The 21448-nt window shown below is 61.1% G+C and carries 23 protein-coding genes and 3 pseudogenes; 9 read left to right on the plus strand and 17 right to left on the minus strand.

Going from position 1 to position 21448, the window contains the following annotated elements; all coding sequences use genetic code 11:
* Window positions 1-58 precede the first annotated feature (58 nt).
* Window positions 59-481 (plus strand): JAB/MPN domain protein-containing protein, encoded by a 423-nt coding sequence (locus NJU76_RS02695; RefSeq protein ID WP_254531268.1) that lies wholly within the window; start codon window positions 59-61, stop codon window positions 479-481.
* A 413-nt stretch (window positions 482-894) separates the two neighbouring features.
* On the opposite strand, the gene NJU76_RS02700 is transcribed toward NJU76_RS02695, so the two are convergent.
* A complete protein-coding gene (locus NJU76_RS02700; protein WP_254531269.1) occupies window positions 895-1104 on the minus strand; it encodes a ribbon-helix-helix domain-containing protein in 210 nt (69 codons plus the stop codon).
* 204 nt (window positions 1105-1308) lie between these two features.
* On the opposite strand from NJU76_RS02700, the gene NJU76_RS02705 reads away from it, so the two are divergent.
* Window positions 1309-1638, plus strand: a complete 330-nt coding sequence (locus NJU76_RS02705; RefSeq protein WP_254531270.1) for a DUF5789 family protein — start codon at window positions 1309-1311, stop codon at window positions 1636-1638.
* 98 nt (window positions 1639-1736) lie between these two features.
* On the opposite strand, the gene aglJ is transcribed toward NJU76_RS02705, so the two are convergent.
* The 4 genes and pseudogenes from aglJ to NJU76_RS02725 all read right to left on the minus strand — a co-directional run.
* A complete protein-coding gene (gene aglJ / locus NJU76_RS02710; RefSeq protein ID WP_254531271.1) occupies window positions 1737-2744 on the minus strand; it encodes an S-layer glycoprotein N-glycosyltransferase AglJ in 1008 nt (335 codons plus the stop codon).
* A 375-nt stretch (window positions 2745-3119) separates the two neighbouring features.
* Entirely contained in the window at window positions 3120-3470 is a 351-nt protein-coding gene (locus tag NJU76_RS02715) for a type II toxin-antitoxin system VapC family toxin (protein WP_254531272.1), read from the minus strand.
* Window positions 3471-3516: 46 nt separating this feature from the next.
* Window positions 3517-3744, minus strand: coding sequence for an antitoxin VapB family protein (locus NJU76_RS02720; protein ID WP_254531273.1), 228 nt, complete (start codon window positions 3742-3744; stop codon window positions 3517-3519).
* A 64-nt stretch (window positions 3745-3808) separates the two neighbouring features.
* Window positions 3809-4105, minus strand: a pseudogene (locus NJU76_RS02725) (UDP binding domain-containing protein); the annotation flags it as partial.
* Window positions 4106-4435: 330 nt separating this feature from the next.
* Here NJU76_RS02725 and NJU76_RS02730 point away from each other — a divergent pair.
* Window positions 4436-5116 (plus strand): carbonic anhydrase, encoded by a 681-nt coding sequence (locus NJU76_RS02730; RefSeq protein WP_254531274.1) that lies wholly within the window; start codon window positions 4436-4438, stop codon window positions 5114-5116.
* Between the two features lie 138 nt (window positions 5117-5254).
* Here the strand turns inward: NJU76_RS02730 and NJU76_RS02735 are convergent, their stop codons facing one another.
* From NJU76_RS02735 to NJU76_RS02750, 4 genes and pseudogenes are all read right to left on the minus strand, one after another.
* Window positions 5255-6064: a formate/nitrite transporter family protein gene (locus tag NJU76_RS02735; RefSeq protein WP_254531275.1), complete on the minus strand. Its 810-nt coding sequence runs from the start codon at window positions 6062-6064 to the stop codon at window positions 5255-5257.
* 238 nt (window positions 6065-6302) lie between these two features.
* Window positions 6303-7172, minus strand: coding sequence for a hypothetical protein (locus NJU76_RS02740; protein WP_254531276.1), 870 nt, complete (start codon window positions 7170-7172; stop codon window positions 6303-6305).
* Complete coding sequence (locus tag NJU76_RS02745) at window positions 7169-7765, minus strand: flavodoxin domain-containing protein (protein WP_254531277.1); 597 nt, start codon at window positions 7763-7765, stop codon at window positions 7169-7171. The genes NJU76_RS02740 and NJU76_RS02745 overlap by 4 nt, the downstream gene beginning before the upstream one ends.
* 75 nt (window positions 7766-7840) lie before the next feature.
* Window positions 7841-8085: pseudogene (locus tag NJU76_RS02750) on the minus strand (zinc ribbon domain-containing protein); the annotation flags it as partial.
* Between the two features lie 227 nt (window positions 8086-8312).
* Between NJU76_RS02750 and NJU76_RS02755 the strand changes: the two are divergent.
* Window positions 8313-9125 (plus strand): helix-turn-helix transcriptional regulator, encoded by an 813-nt coding sequence (locus NJU76_RS02755; RefSeq protein WP_254531278.1) that lies wholly within the window; start codon window positions 8313-8315, stop codon window positions 9123-9125.
* A 291-nt stretch (window positions 9126-9416) separates the two neighbouring features.
* Window positions 9417-10472 (plus strand): annotated as a pseudogene (locus tag NJU76_RS02760) (FAD-dependent oxidoreductase); the annotation flags it as partial.
* A gap of 173 nt (window positions 10473-10645) precedes the next feature.
* On the opposite strand, the gene NJU76_RS02765 reads toward NJU76_RS02760, so the two are convergent.
* The 4 genes from NJU76_RS02765 to NJU76_RS02775 form a co-directional block, all read right to left on the minus strand.
* On the minus strand, window positions 10646-11923 hold the full coding sequence (locus tag NJU76_RS02765) for an RNA-guided endonuclease InsQ/TnpB family protein (RefSeq protein WP_254531279.1): 1278 nt from the start codon (window positions 11921-11923) through the stop codon (window positions 10646-10648).
* 220 nt (window positions 11924-12143) lie between these two features.
* Window positions 12144-12551 carry a GNAT family N-acetyltransferase gene (locus NJU76_RS26960; RefSeq protein ID WP_425604309.1) on the minus strand — a complete coding sequence of 136 codons (408 nt, stop codon included), beginning with the start codon at window positions 12549-12551 and terminating at the stop codon, window positions 12144-12146.
* 101 nt (window positions 12552-12652) lie between these two features.
* Window positions 12653-12988: a chorismate mutase gene (locus NJU76_RS02770; protein WP_254531280.1), complete on the minus strand. Its 336-nt coding sequence runs from the start codon at window positions 12986-12988 to the stop codon at window positions 12653-12655.
* A complete protein-coding gene (locus NJU76_RS02775; RefSeq protein ID WP_254531281.1) occupies window positions 12985-13857 on the minus strand; it encodes a shikimate kinase in 873 nt (290 codons plus the stop codon). Before NJU76_RS02775 ends, NJU76_RS02770 begins: the two co-directional genes overlap by 4 nt.
* Window positions 13858-13984: 127 nt before the next feature.
* On the opposite strand from NJU76_RS02775, the gene NJU76_RS02780 reads away from it, so the two are divergent.
* Together NJU76_RS02780 and NJU76_RS02785 are read left to right on the plus strand one after the other, a co-directional pair.
* Complete coding sequence (locus NJU76_RS02780; RefSeq protein WP_254531282.1) at window positions 13985-14416, plus strand: DUF5796 family protein; 432 nt, start codon at window positions 13985-13987, stop codon at window positions 14414-14416.
* Window positions 14416-14661 carry a DUF7508 domain-containing protein gene (locus NJU76_RS02785; protein ID WP_254531283.1) on the plus strand — a complete coding sequence of 82 codons (246 nt, stop codon included), beginning with the start codon at window positions 14416-14418 and terminating at the stop codon, window positions 14659-14661. The genes NJU76_RS02780 and NJU76_RS02785 overlap by 1 nt, the downstream gene beginning before the upstream one ends.
* Window positions 14662-14991: 330 nt before the next feature.
* Here the strand turns inward: NJU76_RS02785 and NJU76_RS02790 are convergent, their stop codons facing one another.
* From NJU76_RS02790 to NJU76_RS02800, 4 genes are all read right to left on the minus strand, one after another.
* Window positions 14992-15822, minus strand: a complete 831-nt coding sequence (locus tag NJU76_RS02790; protein WP_254531048.1) for an IS5 family transposase — start codon at window positions 15820-15822, stop codon at window positions 14992-14994.
* Window positions 15823-15845: 23 nt separating this feature from the next.
* The gene (locus NJU76_RS02795; RefSeq protein WP_254531284.1) at window positions 15846-16718 is read right to left on the minus strand and encodes a transposase; all 873 of its coding nucleotides are present in this window, start codon (window positions 16716-16718) and stop codon (window positions 15846-15848) included.
* Between the two features lie 395 nt (window positions 16719-17113).
* A complete protein-coding gene (locus NJU76_RS26500) occupies window positions 17114-17248 on the minus strand; it encodes a DUF7128 family protein (RefSeq protein WP_256566142.1) in 135 nt (44 codons plus the stop codon).
* Between the two features lie 86 nt (window positions 17249-17334).
* Window positions 17335-18237 carry a ribonucleotide-diphosphate reductase subunit beta gene (locus NJU76_RS02800; RefSeq protein ID WP_254531285.1) on the minus strand — a complete coding sequence of 301 codons (903 nt, stop codon included), beginning with the start codon at window positions 18235-18237 and terminating at the stop codon, window positions 17335-17337.
* Window positions 18238-18324: 87 nt separating this feature from the next.
* Here NJU76_RS02800 and NJU76_RS02805 point away from each other — a divergent pair, with 87 nt between their 5' ends.
* Entirely contained in the window at window positions 18325-18957 is a 633-nt protein-coding gene (locus NJU76_RS02805) for a helix-turn-helix domain-containing protein (protein WP_254531286.1), read from the plus strand.
* Between the two features lie 92 nt (window positions 18958-19049).
* Window positions 19050-21284, plus strand: coding sequence for an AAA family ATPase (locus tag NJU76_RS02810; protein ID WP_254531287.1), 2235 nt, complete (start codon window positions 19050-19052; stop codon window positions 21282-21284).
* The last annotated feature ends 164 nt before the right edge of the window (window positions 21285-21448 follow it).

Raw genomic sequence — 21448 nt, forward strand, 5'->3', positions numbered from 1 at the left:
AGTGGAAACGTCGATCGTGGTGGCATACATCTAACTACCACGCATCCGAAGTAGCGGTGTGGTCTACGTCACTCGAGCGCTCGTCGACGTGCTGGTGAACCTGGCCAGCGACGCCGATCCGACGTCCCTGACGACCGGCGTCTCGGTCACCGCCGCAAGTGAACTCGAGGGCGCGAGCGGACTCCCTCCCGATACCCCCGTCTTTACGGACTTCTTCTTCCCGACCACCGACAATCCGGTCAATGCCGTCTTCGGCGTCGACCTGTCGACGCCCGCACGCCAGGCCCAGGGCCGATTCGTCTCTCACCCCATCGGCAAACTCGAGGTCACGAGACGGGACGATCTGGCCGAAGTCATCTTCGTCGCCGTCCCGCCGTGGGGGATCGACGAGCGCTCGTTCGCCGCGTTCGACCGAAGCGGCGCCCGCCAGCCCCTCGAGATCGTCGACGCTACACCGCCGGGGCAATCGTTGACGGACTGATCGGGCGGACGATCGCCGACGGTCGAGTCCACGCTTCGCCGTCGGATTGAGCGGGACCCGGAGCCTGCTGCCGGTGTTTTCGTCGCCGATGGTGCGTCCAGCGACCGAAAAAATACGAGCCGAGGACGTCACCCCGAGTTTGATACCGGAAACCCGTCGTCGCCGATAATTCGGTCGATGATGCTTCCGGGAGACCGATCACGACTGTCGTCGTCAGCGTCGTCGGACGGGAAATTCGGAATGTGAGGCATGCATTTCGGCCCTCCAAACGGAGCCTACCGGCTCGAGTCGGAAAAGCGCTTGCCCGCGACTGCGTGGACGCGCCGACCCTCGAACGGAAGCCGGAAACACTGGACCCTACCCGTGCAGAAGCCCCGACTTGCTCCCCGCGGAAACCGTTCCCCGTCGGTTGCTCACTCGAGGTAGCCGAGTCCGCGGAGCTGTTCGGTGATCTCCTCGAACTCCGCTTCGGTGAGCTGTCCTTCCTTCTGGTGCTGGATGACGATGCTGCGCAGCAGGAACCGGACGAGATCGCTGGTATTCTGGAAGCTCGTTCCCTCGATCGTCTCCTCGACGCGGTCTGCGAGGTCCTTCGGTATCGACACCGTGGTATATTCGGTCATACGCCATACTCCGTCGCAGTGCCCAAATGCGTGTCGGCAATCTGGCGTCACTGCCGGTTCGTGGAGGGTGTCGCTCCGGGGTCGGCGGGCCGTGTTACCGTCAGTACAGGGATGGAATCGCTGGCGGTTCGGCGGCAGTCGTTCGCAGCGTTGATCGTCTTCGCAGCCATTTTTATATCCGGCTCCGTACCGTGAGGTATAGATATGGGAGTCCGGCCACCATCGAGCGGAGACGATGAGACACCCGACAGTATCGAGTTCGGCATCGCCGCTGTCGACGCCCGCCTCAAAGACGCCGATCTCTCCTTTCCGGCCACGAAAGACGACGTTGAGGCCGAACTCGGCCACGAGCGCATCCCGTACGACGTCCACGGAAACGACGTTCCGTTGAGCGAAATGCTCGACCGCGTTCCGACGACCCAGTTCGATTCCCGACAGGAACTGCTGAACCAGCTCCACCAACCGTTCGAGAAGTACCGCCGGAACCGATCCGGCGGCGTCGTCGCGCAGGTCCGCTCGTTGCTGCCGTTCTGACTACCCGGTTCGAGTTCCGACTGGCGGTTCGATTTCGCTCGCGACGTCGCAGGTGACTGCAGCGCCGAATCCGTCCACGGCCTCGTGTCTGTACTACACTAGTCTTCGCGGGCTTCGCGTGCGATGCGCTCGAGTCGCCGTCGTTGCTCGCGGTGGAGGGTCACGAGCATGTCCGAGAGGACACCGAACATGAGCAACTGAACGCCGAGCAGGATGGCGGCGGCCGAGACGACCGCCAGGACCTCGTGGCTCTGGGTGTATTGGATCCACTCCCAGAGAACGTAGACTGCAATGAAACTCCCGGATACGATGCCGGCGACGCCGAGGCTTCCAAAATAAAACAGCGGATTGTTCGTCTTCGCCAGCGAGTACAGCGCGAGGATGATCGTCCCGCCGTCTTTGATCGGATGAAGGTTCGTCTCGGACTCGTCGGGCCGAGCCGTGTAGCTGATCGGCACGACCGTCGTTTCGATACCGTGTCTGACGCACTCGACGGCCAGTTCGGTCTCGAGCGTGAACCCCTCGGAGTCCAGCGATAGCCGTTCGAACGACTCGACGGTAAACGCCCGGTAGCCCGAGAGGATGTCCTCGTAGTTGGCGCCGTGGACGAACCCGAACGCTCGGTTGATCATCCGGTTGCCGACGCCGTTTAACGCTCGCATCGCGTCGTCGTCCATATCCGCGAAGCGGTTGCCGATGACGTGTTCGTACCCGCGCGCGAGCGGTTCGATCATCGTATCGGCGTCGGCCGGGTCATAGGTCCCGTCACCGTCGAGCATCAACACGTACGGCACCGTAATGTACTCGAGGGCCTCGCGGACGGCCTGGCCCTTCCCGTCGCCTGACTGGACCAGCACTTCCGCGCCGTATTCGCGGGCGATGTCGCGGGTACCGTCCGAGGAGTCGCCGTCGACGACGACCACGTTCGTGTATCCCTCCTCGAAGAACCCCTCGATCACGTCGCCGATCGTGGCCGCCTCGTCGAGCGTGGGGATGAGGACGCAGACATCGTCGGGCGAAACCTCCCCCGACTCCTCCGTGACGGTGACGCTTTTGCCACCGTCCGAGAGGACGCTCGAATCCGCACGAGCTGCGTCGTCTTCCATCGAGACATACTCCCCCGCCGATCTGCAAAAGGCTACTGATTGGCCAGCGGTGGGACTACATCGTCGATATCCGCGTTGAAGTGATTGACACGACTCAGGTAATCTAGCCGGTAGCTGACTACCAGGCCAGCCCCTCGAGAACGACCGGGTCGCCCGGCGTCGAACTACCAGACAAGTCCCTCGTGAACCGCCTCGGGGTCGAGCCCCGAGGCATTCGGCCTGCCCCGCCTGTAGACCTCGAGAGCGGACTCGTCGACGTCGATCCGGCGGTCAATCTGTTGTGAGACAGGGTGTCTGGTATGGGTCTCGTTTGCGATCAGGAACCACCCTGTGACCCGGGCGATTTGTACACATTCGTCGAACGAAAGATACCGTTCAAAAAGACGCCCAGTCGACGACTGTAATACCATCGATCCGCTCGAAGTGGTCGACGTTTGCGGTCAGAACCGGCAGTTGTTCGACCATTGCTGTCGCTCCGATGTAGACGTCGTGCAAGTCGTGTAATGGGTCTCCACGTCGCTGCAAGGAAGAAATTATGTCGGCTGCGGCGGTTGCAACGGCTCGTTTCACGTCGACAATTTGGAATCTGGCGAGTAACCGCTCGAGATCCGCAAGCGCCTCCTGGCGAACTGCACTCTCCTGATAGCGTTTGTTGACGCCGAGTCGTAGCTCGGTGACCGTGACAGTACTGATCGCGTGGCGGCCTTCGTCGTCGAGTTTCGCCACACGGTCAGCAAACCCTCCACGATCGATATCGACGAGAACCGAAGTGTCACACAGTTTCATCGTCGAGCCGTGAAAGCGTGCCGTGGCTGAGGTCCTCAATTTCGTTCTTCACGTCGTCGTATGTCTCCCGGTCCAGGATATTGGCCCCCGTGACGTCGGAGAGTCGCTGGCGCTCCTCGAGGTGGTCCCGGATGACTTCGCTGAAACTTCGATCCCCCTTCTCACGTTTCAACGCGCGGTACACGTCGTCGGAGATTGCGATGTTTTTGCTCATATGCTATGTATGGGTACCCATACGAAAAAAGATTCCCTCCCCAGTGACGTTCGTCTCGACCGTTTCAGTTTGGTTCGAGACCGGTCGTTGCGAAGATCCGTTCAAGTTCAACGAGCGGTTCCCAGGTAAGCCCCTCGTAGACCTCGAGGGCGGACTCGTCGACGTCGATCGGCCGGCCGTCGACGACGACCGTACGGGACATGCCCTCGAACGACAGGTCGTCGAACTCCGGCCAGTCGGTCGCGACGACGGCCCCGTCCGTGCCCTCGGCCGAGTCAGCGTACTCGACATCTGGGTAGTCGGACCGAACGTTTTCGATTGCCACCACGTCGTACGCGACGGTCGCACCCCGCTTCTGGAGGTGATCGTCGTCTGTGTCCTCGAGCGCGGCCGAACGATCCCCTGGCGCACATGATCGCGAGGTCGAGACTCGCCGTCTTCGGACTGCAGCGTGGGCAGACAGCGGAAGGTGACGTGTGCGGGTCTCGTCGTAGTCCGTCGACCCGCTCGACGTCGCGATCGATCGTGACGAGCGGTTCTTCGTGGATAATTCCCGGCCACCGAGTGACGATCACCGGCCATCGAACGGGACGTGCATCGGGGTCGGGAATCACCACGGGGCGTCTACGACCGTCCGGCGGACCCGTTCCAAACGATTGGAATTATTAACGAAGCCACCGCCTGGTTACGTATGCGGGACGAATTTGTCGAGATGCTGCACCGTAACTCGGACCATGCCGACGCATTCCAGTCCGAGTTCGACGACGTACAGGACTCCCAGCGACCGGACGTCGTCACCGTCTGTTGTTCGGATTCTCGAGTCCTCCAGGACCACATGTGGGGCAACGACGAACCGGGACGAACGTTCACCTGCGGGAACATCGGCAATCGAGTCGTACAGCGGACCGACGCTGGACGGGTCGTCTCGGGGGACGTGCTCTATCCGGTCGAACACACGGGAACGGAGACCATCGTGGTCGTGGGACACACCGGGTGCGGGGCGGTGACGGCGACCTACGACGAGCTAACCGAGGGTGTCTCCGAACCTGACGGAATCACTCACTGCATCGAGTTACTGAAGCCGCTCCTCGAACCGGGCGTGGATCGCCTCCCGCCGGACGTGGACCGAACGGAGGCCATCAACCGGCTCGTAGAGTATAACGTTGACCGACAGGTCGGGTTCCTCGAGGAAAGCGACGACGTTCCCGATGACGTCGACGTAATCGGCGTCGTCTACGATTTCCAGGACGTCTACGGCAGTCGTCGGGGGGAAGTCCACGTTATCAACGTCAACGGAGAAACGAGCGTCGACGCGCTGCGAACAGAATATCCGGAGATCGGCTCGAGAATCGAACGATACTGGGAATACTGAGGGTCAGCGTTCCGGGGCCGTCGACCGTCGATATCGATTGGAAGGCCCGACAGGAAGGATCGTTCGTATCGTATCGGATTGTGGGTGGGTTCTCGCCGGGGCACGGATGAACGCACCCGAGCGTCCTCGGCGGGCCTGTCAATCGCCACCGCGGACGACGTGGCCGTACTTCAGGAGCGCCACGAAGACGCCGCCACCGACCGCGTTACCGGCGGTTGCCATCAGTAGGAATTTCACGTAGTCGACTACCGTAATGTCTGCCGCGAGGAAGAGTCCGAACAGTACCTCGACGTTCCCAGCGATCGAGTGTGGGAGGTGGAGTAAGCCGATCAACGCGGTGACGAGCCAGATGATGAACAACCGGCTGGTCGTTTCCTGCGCGGCGGCGAGCAGCCACGCCACCAGGCCCATGAGCCAGCCCGCGAGGACGCCGGCGATGAACAGCCATCTGACGTTGTGAGCGACGAGTCCGTGTGCAATCGTGGCGAACGCATCCGGAGAGGCGACCCCCAGTCCGGGCAACAGGACGACGATGAAGACGGTGAACACTGCCCCACCAACGACGTTACTGATCCAGACCAGTCCCCAGACTCGAGCCAGATTCTCGAGCGACGCGCGGCCGGCGAGGACGGGCATCACCGCGAGAGTCGTATGCTCGGTGAACAGATCGGATCGTGCGATGATCACGAAAATGAATCCGACGGCGTAGGCGTTCGCCAGCAGGAGTTCCGTACCGAGTTCGCCGTACCCGCCGTCAGAGAGCGTGAGCAAGACTGCCATGAGCAACGGCCCGAACCCGATGTCGAGACCCGCCGAAAACCCCGATAGCAAGAGTCCCTCTGTTTCGCGCTCCATTTCGTGCTGTCCGGCCTCGATGGCTGACTTGAGGATGGTTCTCGACGGCGTTTGCTTGCCGGCGACGGACGGCGCTGAATCCGAATCATCCACGCTGGTCACCTTCCTGCACGGGGGTATCGGTGACGCGGTTCTCGAGCCAGCCCATATCGGTTAGTTCGGTTCGAAGGTGGAAGAAATATGGGCTGATAGTCATTCACAGGGCCTCTTATTACGGCCCCCTCGACGGACCAACAACGCCGAGTACGACGACGGGACGCCGAGGCGATCGCGGACGGCGCACGCTTCCCCATCCCGATTCCGCCAATCGCAACTCCCGAGAAAAGGCCGGTTACGTCTCACTCTTCGTTTCGGTCGTTGAATCGATCGGTGGCCGATTCGACTCCGGACCGATCGCGAGGAAAAACCGAACGAGTAGGAGGGTGCTGACGAGGGTTATCGTGCCGAAGATACCCATCTGCGCCACCGAAACCGGTTGCCCGTCCCGAATCATGAAGATCGCCATCGCCAACACGGCCCCGCCGAGGGTCGCGATTTTGATGAGAAGGACCACGGTGAACGCGTATCCCCACGGCCGCCGGTTCCAGAGCCAGTACGCCGAGAGCGCAGTGCCCGGAACGACCACGCCGAGGTCCAGCGAGTAGATGGCCGACGTCGGAAGTCCGGCATCAGCTATACTCGGCGGAGTCGTCCCCCCGATTATTGCAGGGAGTATCTCCGACAGCCACACGAATCCGATCAGTACGACGAACAGCAGTTGGAACCCCACGAACGAGCGAATCGACGTCTCGCCGACCGATCGTTTCAGCGCGGGTGCGTCGAGTCTGACCATCCCGCCGACGAACGTGCTGAGCGTAAGCCAGAGCAACGCGACGTACACGAGATAGAGCTCGTTGAACGCGGTCATGAACGCGTACGACGCGTAGGTGTACAGCAGATATCCCGTCACGCCGAGCCAGAGGACGTATCCGCGAAACGATCCGTACACGGCAAGATACAACGATCCAGTCAGCGCGGGAACAGCGACAGTCAGCGTTAGCAGATCCTGACCGTATAGCTGTGGGAGGATCACCGGCGCGTCTCTGTAGAAGCCCGGAACGAACAATCCGACGAGCGTCGCAACGACTGTCAGTGCCAGCGTCGCGACCGTTGCGAGGATGGACGAACGCGGGGGCTCGCATCCGCCTCGAGAGGCGGTCATTCGACCGTCTCCTCGTCACCATCCCGTGCATCGGTCGGTCGCACGCCGAGACGGCTCTCGACGAACGCGGCGTAGTCCGCCGCGAAGGCGTCGACCTCGTGCCAGTCGGTGTACTCGTAATCCCGAGACGTGTCCGTATCCCCGGTCGCATCCCCGGCGATCCGCTTCATGAGCAGCCGTTTGAGAAAGCCGTACTTCGAGTAGCGGAGCGCGCCGCCGAAGAGCCCGATCCGGTCGGGGTGCCAGCCGGTTTCCTCGAGAAAATCGTCGACGTAGCTGGCAGCCTCCGCCTGTCGCGTTTCGTCGGAGACCGCCGATGACATCGACAACTGGAAGAACGCGGTCGGCTTGGGCGCCAGCGCGTTTCGGTTGGCCCTCACGAACTCACGAACGGCCGACTGGTGTTTCCCCATGTGGATCGAGGCACCGATACAGACCGCGTCGAACGCGTCGACCTCGAGGTTGGGCGGGAGTTCGTCGACGTCGATCGCAGTCGCATCGTGGCCGCGTTCGGCGAGGACGTCGGTGATTCGGTCGGCGACCGACGCCGTCTGCCCTTCCCCTGTTCCGTACAGGACGAGAATCGAGACCATGGCGGTTCCCCGTTTACTACGTCTGTCGTCCCATTGAATGTTACCCTGCACACGGTGGCGCGGGGAATCCTGTTCTTACGAGGGGAGGTTTCCTGTTTCGACGACGTGACTTGCAGACACGCGCTGGAAATCAGCGGTGTCCGTAGCGGTCACAGTCTCCACAGACGTGGATTCGGTCCACCCCAGCCCTACTTCAGAAAACCCTCTCTTGAGAACGGTCATCGACGCATTCGCGTCCCATCTGTTTCAAACCCACACGCCGGGCATGAATGCTCCCGCACCCAGATGGGTTTCGCGGTCTCCACACCACATTTTGCACATAGTGGGAATCTTCCGCCACGGTATTTACTAGCAAACTTACACACACCGCTCTGCTCGACTGACTCTACGGCAACGATGTCGCCTATTTCGACCGAGAACGTCCCGTTACCTCGGCTGGAGATGAACCGTGCGATCGCCACCTCGACGCGTTCGACGTGGATCTCGGCTGCAACCCCGACGATGCGAAAGTCTAAATCGAGAAACCTCGAATTTGGTAGCATTCAGCATGACACACTCAGACGCGCCGGGAACTCCGCTGGAGGAAATCGAATTCCTTGCGCGGTCGCCGAACAGGGTAACCGTTCTCGACGCGCTGACTCGGGGGCCGATAGGACGATACGAATTGGAGGACTCGATTGGCGTAACACGGGCCACCCTCGGACGTGTCCTCGAGGATTTCGAGGAGCGAGGATGGGTCCGTGAGGACGACCGACAGTATCAGACGACACAGCTTGGCACGTACGTCTCGCGGGAAATAACGAACATCTTGGAACGGTTTGAGCCGGTCCCTGCACTCAACGAGGTGGCGCAGTGGTTCCCCGATGAGGGGTTCGGTTTCGACCTGAGGAACCTAGCTGGCTCGAGGATCATTCGATCGACGAAACGGAATGCCATCGCTCCGACGGCACATATCTCAAAACGCATCCGAACTGCCGACCGTGTCCGACTCATCACGTATTCTGTGCTTCCGAACGTCATGGACGAGTGCTGGCGAGGAATCGTCGATGGCGCCCTCGAACTCGAGGGCGTGCTCGATACTGGAACGCTCGAGAGCTTTGGAACCGACCCGCAGATGATCGAACAGGCACGAGAAATGATCGAAACCGGGCACTCTGAGGTCTACGTGTACAACGGAACCATCCCGTCCACCGTATTCATCGTCGACGACGTGGTACTCCTGTGCCTGTCGGGTAGCCAGGGCGCGCCACTCGCAGTGATCGAGACCGACGACGAGGCGGTCCACTCGTGGGCCGAATCCACCATCGACGACCTCCGCGACGATGGAGAGCGGCTCAACCCAGCCCTGTTCACGGCGTGAGCGTCGTTCACGGGGTGTGAAATTCCCGGCGCGAATCTATACCGCGTGTGGGAGGGTCATTCGTAATGGGAAACTCATGCGACATCGAATTGTGACCCGGCAGAAGAAGCGAACACGGCGCTCGTCCGGAGGTGGTTCCATGGTGGACATTCGGAAACGGAGCAATGGCAACGGCAATACACGACCGGATCCACAGGTCGGGCTGTCAACTCGACGACGGGGGCTCCTCTGCGCATGTTCTTCACCTGGGGAGACCGCTCAACAGGGAATAGGTCGGCGGAGTCTCCCGGAATGACCCTCGCAACCGTTCCGCGGTACGACAGCGACCAGAGCGCTGCTATCGGTGATCATGCGGTCGTAGTCGGCGCAAGCATGGCCGGCCTATTTACGGCCCGCGTCCTACATGATGGATTCCAGAAGGTCACTGTCATCGACCGAGACACGCTGCCAGATACGCCGGTGCCACGTAACGGGGTACCGCAAGCCCGTCAGCCACACGTACTGTTGGAGGCGGGGCGAGCGACGCTAGAAGATCTGTTTCCGGGATACGGTGAGAACCTCATTTCGGCTGGTGGATTACTCGTCGATGGTGCAAGCGATTTCAAATATTTCGACGAGGGTGATTTCGTCGCCGACGGTCCGACACGGCAACTTATGTACTTTGCCAGCCGGTCACTGATCGAGGTGATCGTACGGCAGCGCGTCGCCGATCTCGACGGAGTCCGTATACGCTCGGGCCATCAGTTCATTGACTATTTATTCAATAACGCAACTGCGACCGTAGACGGTGTGGTCGTCCGTGGAGAGGAAACCGATCCGGAGGAGATTCGTGCCGATCTGATCGTCGATGCCACCGGTCGGACGAGTCGGACCCCGAAGTGGCTGGAGAACCACGGCTACACGTCGCCCGTCCTCGATGAGGTAAATATTGACTTGGTCTATAGCAGTACCCTCATCGACCGTCCTCCCAACGACCGCCGTGTGTTGTACGTGCTAGTTTCGCCGCCCCGTACCCGCGGTGGCGCGGCGTTTCCGGTCGAAGGCGATCGCTGGCTGGTGAACCTCCACGGTATGCACGGCGACCATCCCCCACGGACCCTCGATAGCTACGTGGAGTTCGCAGCGAGTCTGCCGACTCCCGAGCTGAAGCGGCTGCTTGACGATCATCCGCAGGCTTCCGAGGACATCGAGCACTATCCAATCCCGTCCAACCGCCGATACCGATACGAGGATCTCGATAGATTTCCCGACGGCCTGATTGTCATCGGCGATGCGATCGCCAGCTTCAATCCGATCTACGCCCAGGGGATGTCGGTTGCCGCACTCGAGGCTGTAGTGCTTCACCACACGCTGGCTACGGGAGACCGCGAGGGGGTTGCCCTGCGCTTTTTCGATCACGCCAAAGCGGTGATCGACATCGCGTGGACAATGGCGGTCGGCGCCGACTTTGGGTTCTCCCAAACCACCGGCCCAAAACCTCGGGGCACCGATCTCTTCAACGGGTATCTGTCCCGAGTGAACTACCCCGCCCTACTCGTCGCCTTCGGCGACTCCTTGAGGGCAGGGCTTCCTGCTTCGACGACGCGACTTGCAGACACTTCAGAAGTATCTACAGCGGTCGCAGTCTCCACAGGCGTTGCTTCGGAGTGAACCACTCCTAGGTTCTCCAGACCACGCGACTGGATGTTCAACGCCGCGTTCCAATCCCTCTCCAACTCGAACCCACACGACGGGCAGGAATGTTCCCGAACCCACACCGGTTTCGCCGTCTCCACGCCACACGATGCACACTCTTTCGTCGTGCCACTCGGTTCGACTTCGATGACGTGACACCCGTTCTTCCGACCGTGATGTTTCAGAATCGTACTGAAGTTTCGCCAGCCAACCTCGGCCTTGTTCCGCGCGTTGCCACTGGCTTCAAGCAGTGACGTCACGTTCAGGTCTTCGACGAACACGGCATCGTGCTCGGTCGTGTAATAGTGCGCGAGCTTGTGCTTATAGTCTCGCTTCTTGTTCGACATGCGAGCATGGACCGTCGCGACTCGCCGCCGTTGCGTCTCCCAGTTGTTCGACTCGTACTGCTTGCGAGAAAGAGCGCGTTGCTCGCGCTCAAGGCGCTCACGCTCCGCAGACAGGTCAAGACGACCGATGGAGCGTCCGTCCGAATCGTGGACAAAGTTAAGGACGCCAAGGTCGATTCCTACGGTACCCTCCGCGTCGATGTCCGCTGGGTCTGGTTTCTCTGGTTCCTCGGTGCTGATGCAGAACGAGGCGTACCACGCTCCTGTGGGTTCTTTCTTCACCGTGACTTCTTTGATAGCATCGTGGTCGGGAAGGTCACGGTGAAGTCGGAGTGGGATTTCGATGGTTTCACCGCGTACTTTTGTGAGGCGGAGTATCGCTCGGTCTCTCGGGCCACTCTTCGTGTCGAGTTCGAAGCCCGATTGCCGGTACGTAAAACTCCGGTACTCACGCGGTGACTTCCAGTTCAACGAGCCAACGTCGTATCCCTTGGCTTTGAGTGTGCCGAGGTTGGTGATGTTGGTTCGGATACGCTCGACAGCTTTCTGCAAGACGGTTGAGTAGACCTGTTTGAGGTCAGTCCACTGTTGTTTGAGTTGTGGGAGTTCGTCGCGGACGTGCCAGACGCGCTGTCGAAGCGTCCCCTCGTCTTCTGGTATCTTGTCGAATTCGTGGAGGGCGTGGTTGTAGAGTTGTCGCACGGTGTCACGAGTCCAGTCCAAACTCTCCCGTTGGGTGGTGGTGGGAAAGAGACGGTATCGTGGACTGTACTCCATGCGACTTGCTTTCGTCTATGGAGTGTAGTTTATTAAGCGTTTATGAGTAGAGATGTGTGACAATCGTGGGGGTGCTGTATCCCCGCCCTCCTCGCTCCCGTCGGTCGCTCCTCGAGGACGGGGGCTTAGCACCCTCTCTTTCAGCTAAATTGCTGGTATCGTGTCAATAAACTCCGAAACGACGGACAGACGAATGTAATTCATCTGTAACCTCTATCGACTACTCTCGTGTGTCGAAGACGAATCCTGTTTTCTCGTCTTTGTCAAATCCGCAACTCTCGTAGAAATCGTGTTTCCACTCCTTATTAGACCCGGTTAGCAGCATGATTTTGTAGCAATTCCGTCCCTCCGCTATGTCGGTGGCGCTCTTCAGACACCGTTTGCCGAACCCTCGCCCTCTGTACTCCTCGTGAGTCACGACGTTCTCTATTAGCCCAAATGGTTGAGCGTTCCGAGTGAGGTTTTTCGTAATCGAAAGTACGCACGTAAAGTACGCACGTAGAGACGAGTCGGTCGTCTTCTTCCACGACGACGATTTCGAGCGAATCGTCGTGTAGCATCTCGTCCCACTGTTCGTGAAGCGCTTCGGTTCGTTCCAACGGTGGGTCGTCTGGATTGAGCATCCGATACAGCGTCAGGAGTTCGTCTAATTCGTCCGCTCGAATCGTTCTCGCGGTTACCATGCTCTATGCGGTTTTCGGTCAGTGACGACGAAAAAGTATGGTGTACTTATCGGCTTTCGCGCTGCTCGACCTTGTTCAGTTCGATCAACAACCGGAAAATCGCTTTGACCAGGTTCGCGTCGACGTCGAACTGCTCGGCGTTGTCGCCCGCGCGGTCCATCACCTGCTGTTCCTGTCTCTCGTCAGTCGTCGGCAGTTCCTGTTCGTCTTTGACCGCCGCGATCGTGTCGGCGACGTAGGTTCGCTGGGCGATCAACTCGACGATCTCCTGATCGATCGCGCGAATCTCCTCGCGCAACTCGTCGAGGGTCATTTCTTCAGGTGTTCGATTCGCGTCGTCCGTTCCACCGTCCGTTACCGCGTTCACTGACTCTCCTGTCATGTCGTTCGTGTTCCGTCTGTGCGCGTCTGCAGTAATCGTGTCGTTCCGTCCCGTTCGTCCCAGCGGTCTCGAACGGCCTCGAGCGAGTCGCGGTCGGCGACGGCGACGTAGCTCGGGCCGGTTCCGGAGAGCGAAACGCCGGCGACGTCCGGAAGCGCGTCGATCATCGGCCCGGTCGAGAACTCGAGTGCGCCACAGAACGCGAAGCCGTTGACGGTCATGGCGTCGCCGTAGCGACCGTCGAGCGCGAGTTCTTCGACGAGGTCGGCCATCGGGGCGACGCGCTTGCAGGCCGAGACGTCGGCGTCGGCGCTGTAGGACTGTTCGGGTGGCGTGTAGACCAACGCAAGCCAGTCGATTTCTTCGCGGGCGAGCAGCGTGTCGGAGGTGTTGTCGGTTACCGTTACACCGCCGAGCATGCTCGCGCTAGCGTCGTCGAACGCGCCGGTCACCGTCACACCGGCGTCGCGGGCCGCCCGGACGCCGAGTCGGCAGGCCTCGATTCGCTCGACCGAGTCAGTAACGGCCAGGGCGTCGAGCGTCGCGAGTACCGTCGCGTTGGCCGCGGCACTGGAACTCTTCAGTCCGGATGCCATCGGTACCTCGCTCTCGGTTCGAACGTGGGCCCCGACGGGTGACTCCTCGAGGCCGGCCTGGTCCGTGTATTCGTCGATCGTCATCGACGCGCACCGCTCGACGAGCGTCGTATCGGCCTCTGGCTGATCGGCGACCTCGCCGACGATCTCTCCGTCGCTGGTGAGTTCGACGGTCGCCGTCGTCTCGAGGTCGATCGCGAACGCGGAACCGGTCCCGGTCGCGAGCGCATTGAGTATCGTCCCGGCTGCAGGGGCGACAGCACGGCCGTCCATACTCGATAGTCTCAGACGGGATACTTACGGCTGACGATCCGCGGGACCCGTTGGCAGGGAAGTCGTCGCGGACGCGCCCAGTCGGGAGAACGCACTTCTTTTCCCCGATCCGGTCGAAAGGCGGATTATGAGCGCGCGCAACAATGTCGCCCCCGGTACGATCGGCGTGGATCTCGTCGACGGCGGCGTCGTCGTCCAGTATCTCGACGGTCGGGAGGTGTTCTATCACGGGCCACCCGAACCCGTCGAAAAGACGGTCACGACGCCGCCGGGCAAGGAGGTTCACGTCCTCGTCACCGATCCCGACGGCGTCGAGGGTGTCATGACGTACGTCAACGACCGGAACACGCACGACGACATCCTCGAGACGACCGGCGTCGGCCGCGTCATGTTAGAGCGGACGGACGAGGAGGAACTCTTCCCAGGCGTAACGGTCGCGACGGAAGCATATTCGATCCGCGTCGAGGCCGATCTCTCGATCGTCGACGGGCGAGTGTTCGTGTTTGCCGAAGACGAGATGAGCGAACACGCCTACGAACTGGTCGAGGAGAGCGACTGATGCCGATTGAAAAGCCCTGGCGCGACCTCAAGCGAGAGACGATCGGTCATGCTCCGGATCGACCCGGGGTCTACGAACTCGGCGACGAGTCGGGGACAGTGCTGGCCGTAGACCACGGCGTCCTCCGCGACGAACTCAAGACCGCGGTCGCCTACGGGGACGGCGCTCGCGTCCGATGGACGGAAACCCACACGCTCGAACAGGCTCGTGAACTCGCGGCCGATCACCGCGAGCGCCTCGAGTGACTGGTCACCGGCTGTGACGACCTTCGCCGCCTATAGACGGGTCACTGATTATAGTGCTGAACAGGCGCAAAACCCACGACTTCACAGTAGGTGCCGAACCTCCAAACAGATGCGTCCAGTTCCCGACCGCAGGGTCAAGATTAACCAGTCAACTAGTGTTCACTCCTTGAGCAAACACATTCATCAGACAATCAATTGACCGCAGAAGGGAATGAATGCAGTCTTGCCAGTCGGCAGCGGCGTGCTGACCCGGGTCGGCCCGGGTCAGCCGCCGCACTCTCTGCTAACTGTCTGGAAGGGCTCTATTGAATCCGCAGAGGGCGACGGGATTCATTGTTTGACGGCTTGTTCGACGTTATAGACTGCGGCTGCGAGAGCGATTTCACGGAACTGGCGATACCATGCACGCGCTCGGACGGCGGAGCCGTACGAGCGCTTGATCACCGAGTTCACGGTTTCACAGATTGAGCGCTGGTTGTAGAGTTCATCCTCTATCCGCGCATTGTGCGCGTGATCGTAGGGTGCGAAGACGCGATGTTTGATCAGTGGTCTTACTTCTTCAGCACGAAGCTCTTCGCGGAAGCTCATATCGTCGTAGCCTTTGTCAGCGGCGAGGCTGAGCAGGTCGCCGGCGTTGCGCCGGGCGACCTGCGGCCCGATGTTGGTTCCGTTAGGCCACTTCGTGCTGCAGTGAACGTCGATAACCGCGCCCTGCGCGGTATCGACGAGAAACGTCGCTTGTATCGTCCGTACGTCTCGGTCACAGCGGTTGAGATAGTGGGTTGATGCCTGTCGACGGTCGAAGTACGTGGCGTCAATGGCGGCGTGACCAGACTGCTCGAGCAGCTCCGACGAAAGTCGGAGCAGCTCTCGCCAGATCCGCATCGGCGCTCGGTCAAACGACTTGCAGAGCGCGGATGGGCCGGGGAGCTCGCCGCGCTTGAGATTGAGCGCGGCTCGTACCCGCTCCATCTCTTCGGCCCAATCGAGGACTTCTTCGAGCGTTGCTTCCATGTGAAGCCGGAGAAAATGCAGGACAGCGTGCTTCCAGCCGGCAACTCCGTTGCCGGCAGGATGGCTGATCTGCATCAGCGCTGCATCAGTAAGTTTTCGTGCGATCGACACAGCCTGTTTAACGAAGCGGAAGAGAGTCTTTTGCACAAAGCTTCCTCTGCCGCTTCAATTCAATCATTCTGACGACTTACCCCGACGCCGTCAGTGGATTCAATAGAACCGTCTGGAAGAGATAATACAAATAGCCGAAACAGGGCTGTCGAGACTGCCGGCCGGTCGGTCAATACTCGCTGCTCAACGAGAACCAGACACACCAGAATCCAAAGATTGTACAACGCCACAGCGAACAGAAACTCGAACAGCCGCACCGCGAACGTCGGCGACGACGTTCGCGGGAGAAACTCTCCGATCTTCCGATAGGACGTCTCTATCCCCCAGCGACGGCGGTACACTTCCGCAAACGGTTCGGCGAACTCCACCGAGACGTCACAGTTCGTTACCAGACAGAACGAGTCGTCGTCCCGCGTTCGGTGCGGGACGACGACGAGTGTTACCGATATTCGTCCCGTCGGTGGTTGTTTCCGGACCATCTCGTAGTTGGTGACGAATGTCTCCTCGTCATGGGCGTCAAGCACGCGCTTGACGCCCGGTGTCTTCGGCGCGCGTACGACGAACCTGACGTCCAGATCAGCCAATGTTTGAACAAGTGAAACCCGGTAGAAACTCCTGTCGCAGTAGACGCGGTTGATCTGGACGAACTGGCGAGCGATCTCGATGAGTCGGCGGATGGACTCCCGCAGCGTGCGGGAGTCATCCGCCTCGATCGATTCCCACGCCAGTGTCAGCCGAACCGCTGGATCGACGACACAGAGCGTCACAAATGCGTAGGCAAGGTTCGTTCCACGGTCTGGATTGATCGCACAGACGTGCGGTGTCTCGGCCGAGCCGTAGTAGAGCCACTCGTGAATATCGAGCGCGACGTCGACAGGACGAGCGAACGCCCGCTGCTGGCGGGCGTGAGCGAACGTGGGCCCGGACGCCATCGAACTGGGCGCCGATGGCGTCCGGGCTTAGTCCACGAAGATGGTAGAGAAGCGATTTCGCGAGCGGACTCCGTTGCTGAAGGTCAATGTCTTCTCCTCGAGCGAGCTGCAGTTCTTTCGCGGTCGTATGGACAAACTCGCCGTCGAAGGCACTTCGAGCGAGGACTTTCTCAAAGTCCTCGCTCGAATACTGCCCGTTCGATTTCGTCGCAAAATCGAGCCGCGTGAACAACAGAGAGGTAGCTGCACGAGATAGGTGTTTTGCCTCGGTCGCATGGATCATACTGTTGATTCGTCACCGACGACGAAAACGACGACTTAGTTACTTCGGCACCTACTGTGAAGTCATGGGAGGATGTCACCGGCTGATGTTTCACTGATTGTCGGTTGACAGTTCATTGAATGTAGGACGGATCGCTGTCGTCGCAGCGCTTCTCGTGTTCCGATGCGTCCGACCGTTCGTCGAAGAGCAGGCCACAGGTCTCACACTCATACCAGATAGTATCCTCGCGTTCTGTCTGGACGACCATGGGAGACGATGGTACACGAACGATAAAAGACGTTTCTCCGATGATCCGAGTCGTTCGAGCGGCGGGTGTCGCGCGGTCTATCGCCTTCATGCCTCGAGTTCGGTCAGTTCCTCGACATCCGGAATCTTCTCGCTCGCGGTGGTGATCTGTCGCATTCGCTGTTCGTGTTTGGTGTAGGCGTAGTCGGCCAGATCGGATGGGGTCGGGCCGGGACCCGATTCGGTGCTGGCTCCGCCGTTGCCCGTCAGGCTCTCCTGGACGAGCGGCACCAGTTCGTCCACCGTCTCCCGGAGGAGTTCGGGGTCGACCGTACCACTGCTCACGAGCAACTTGAGTTTCGCCATCCCGAAGCCGACGTGGCGCCCCTCGTCGCTGCGGACCAGTTTGAGTCCCTCGACCAGTCCCGGCAGATCCGGTAGTTCGGGTTCGTTCTCACCGTATGCGAGGGTAAGTCCGTAGTATCCCGTCTGAGCCAGGATCCCCTCGATCGTCAGGTGGTAGTGGCAGTGTGCTCTCGCGCGGTTCTCCGGCGTGTCATCATCGAGCAGTCGCGCCATCGCTCGCTCGTTGCGCTCGAACAGTTCGTCGTACGGGCCGTTGAACCACCGCTCGTCCGTCGGCGACGAGAGTTCCTGTCCGCGGCGTTTCTCCTCGGCGAGAACCACTTCGCGCCAGTAGCGGTCGAAGAAATCGACGTGTTTGGACTCCTCGTAGAGCTGCGTCGTCAGAAACATCTGGTCCTCGATGTCCTCGAGGACGACCGCCAGGGGCGCGAGATCCTCCGTCACCGACTCCTCGCCCGCGCCGAACAGTGCGAGTGACCGTTTGAGTCCCTCGAACGCCGGCTCGGAGAGTTCGGATGCCCCCTTACGGTCCGCCTCGAGATCGATCTCGTGGGGGTCCCAGTGTTTCTCGACTGCGTTTCGGTAGTAGTTGTGTGGGCGGATCGTCGTATTGAGCTGCATCGCGGGGAGGTCGTCGGCGCTCATGCTCACCCCGTACGTTCGTATCGTGTCGCGATCAAATTGTATCTCATGGACTAGGGCATTTAAGTTAAGATGGGCGGAATGGCCCCCATGGGCCTCATCGCGGAGTTTCAGCTCAATTCACCCGATCTGCCGTTGACGGACGCAGTGACGGCCGTTCCGGAGATCGCGCTCTACATCGACCGGATCCTCGTCGTCGATCCGGATCGTCCGGTCGTTCTCTGCCGGGCCGTCGGGCCGACCGAGGACGTTCCCGGGGCGCTGGCCGACGATTCGACGGTCGGAACGTACACGCTGATAACCGATACCGAGGGCGGGGAACTGTATCGGATCAAGTTGCTGGATCCGCCACTCCCGATCTATCGGAAATACGTCGAACTCGGGACTACGCCCCTAGGCGGGATCGTAACCGTCGACGGCTGGTGGGGTCGGGCCCGATTCCCCGACAGGGAGACGCTCGCAGAGTACCGGACGTTCTGTACCGACCGCGGCGGGACGTTCAAACTCGAGCGACTCACGCGGGAATCGTCGACCGACGATCCGCCTTTCGGCCTGACCCGCGAACAACACGAGGCACTCGTCGTGGCCCACGAGTCGGGGTATTTCGCAGTCCCGAGAGAGGCATCGACCGAGGAAATCGGTGATCACCTCGGTATCTCTGCCCCGTCTGCGTCCGAACGGCTTCGCCGCGGGATCGATCGGGTCCTCGAAAACGCTCTCTGAGTCGCGCTCGAGTGACCCGTCGATACCGAATTCTCGGGCACAGTCCTCGGGAGGGGACAATTCTCAAGACGCCTGAGCCGAAAGGAACGACCATGAGTTCGTCGGAATCGGACGGCGTCACGTTGTCGGTGCGCGCCGCCGAGAAAGCGGATGCAGGCCGGGGTGTCGCACGGATTCCCGAACCAGCGCGGCGGCGGCTCGGCATCCTGAGCGGCGATGCCGTCGTGATCGAGGGCGACGAGTCGACGGTCGTGAAGATGTGGCCGGCCGATCCATCGACGCCCGACGATTCGATTCAGATCGACGGCGATACGCGCGCGAACGCCGGCGTTCACGTCGGTGATACGGTTTCCGTTCAGCCGAAAGGCTCGTCTTCGATCGCCGACGCCGATCGGATCACGTTGATCTCACCGCCGGGGCTCTCAGAGAGCCAGCACCGCGCCGCCGTAAACGGTGCTGCGGAGACCCTTCGTAACCGTCCGGTGCGTTCCGGCGAGCAGGTTCGAATCGAAGGCATCGATCAGCAACCGTTCAACGTCATCGACACCGATCCCGCCGGCGACGTTCGAGTCACGAGCGGGACCACGATTCGCCTCGCGACCGCAAGCGGGGGAGAGAGAGCCACCGGACGCTCGAGCGAATCGGACTCCGTCGACCGCGGGCGATCGCAAACCGAATCGACGGGGGGATCGGGATATATCGACTCAGGTCTCGAGGTCGAGACGGACGACGCGGAAACCGGATCCGGCGTCACGTACGAGGACATCGGCGGGTTGGACGAGGAACTCGAACTCGTTCGCGAGATGATCGAACTCCCGCTGTCGGAGCCGGAGCTGTTTCGACGACTCGGCGTCGAGTCGCCGTCGGGCGTCCTCCTGTACGGTCCGCCGGGCACCGGGAAGACGCTGATCGCACGCGCCGTCGCCAACGAGGTCGACGCCGCCTTCGAGACGATTTCGGGCCCGGAGATCATGTCGAAGTACAAAGGCGAGTCCGAAGAACAGCTCCGGCGAACGTTCGAGACCGCCCGCGAGAACGCACCGACCATCATCTTCTTCGACGAAATCGACTCCATCGCGGGCACGCGCGACGACGAAGGGGACGCGGAGAATCGGATCGTCGGCCAGTTGCTGACCCTGATGGACGGACTCGACGCTCGCGGCGAGGTGATCGTCATCGGTGCGACCAACCGCGTCGACGCGATCGATCCCGCGCTCCGGCGCGGCGGCCGCTTCGACCGCGAGATCGGAATCGGCGTCCCCGACGAGGAAGGTCGCAGGGAGATCCTCGAGGTTCACACCCGAAGCATGCCGCTGGCGGACGACGTCGATATCGACGCAATCGCACGGCGAACCCACGGCTTCGTGGGGGCCGACCTGGACGCCGTCGCGAGCGAAGCCGCGATGGCCGCAATTCGCGACCGTCCGACTGAGGCCGACGAGCGACGCGAGTGGAACCGGAATCCGACGGTTCGGAAAACGCACTTCGACACCGCGCTCGCGTCCGTCGAACCGTCCGCGATGCGCGAATACGTCGCAGAATCGCCGACCATCGACTTTTCGGCCGTCGGGGGCCTCGAGGAGGCAAAGCAGACCCTTCGGGAATCGGTCGAGTGGCCGCTAACCTACGATCGGCTCTTCGAGGAGACCAACACGGATCCGCCCTCCGGGGTCCTGCTGTACGGCCCGCCCGGAACCGGAAAGACCCTGCTCGCCCGCGCGCTCGCCGGCGAAACGGACGTCAACTTCGTCCGTGTCGACGGCCCCGAAATCGTCGACCGATACGTCGGTGAGAGCGAGAAGGCGATCCGAGAGGTGTTCGAGCGGGCTCGTCAATCGGCCCCTTCGATCGTCTTCTTCGACGAGATCGACGCCATCGCCGCCGCTCGGGGCGACGGACACGAAGTGACCGAGCGAGTCGTCTCCCAGTTGTTGACCGAACTCGACGGAATGCGGGAAAATCCGAACCTCGTCGTCCTGGCCGCGACCAACCGGAAGGACCAAATCGATCCTGCATTGCTCCGTCCCGGGCGCCTCGACACCCACGTGTTCGTCGGCGAACCCGACCGAGCGGCCCGCGAGAAAATTCTGGCCGTCCACACCCGGGACAAACCGCTCGACGAGGACGTCGACGTCACCGAACTCGCCGCCGAACTCGAGGGCTACACCGGGGCCGACCTCGAGGCGCTGGTTCGGGACGCGTCCATGCGGGCGATCCGAGAGGTCGCGAGCGAAGACGACCCTGAAACGGCGAACGCGCGAGCACCCGACGTTCGGATCGAGCGGCGTTACATCGAGGCCGCTCGAGCGGCGACGGATCCCCGGTAAGCGCTCCGGTCGCTCGTCACATAGTTTCGCGACACGGTTTTCTCGACGTCTCTGACCGGAGGCCGATGCCGTTGAACTGCCGGCGCTCGAGCGGCGAGATGGCGGGGAAACCCAGAATCGACCGAACTGACCGACGAAATTGGGACAGAATTCGGATCGGTCCG

The organism is Natrinema gelatinilyticum (assembly GCF_024266705.1).
In the GTDB taxonomy this organism is placed as follows: Archaea; Halobacteriota; Halobacteria; order Halobacteriales; family Natrialbaceae; genus Natrinema; species Natrinema gelatinilyticum.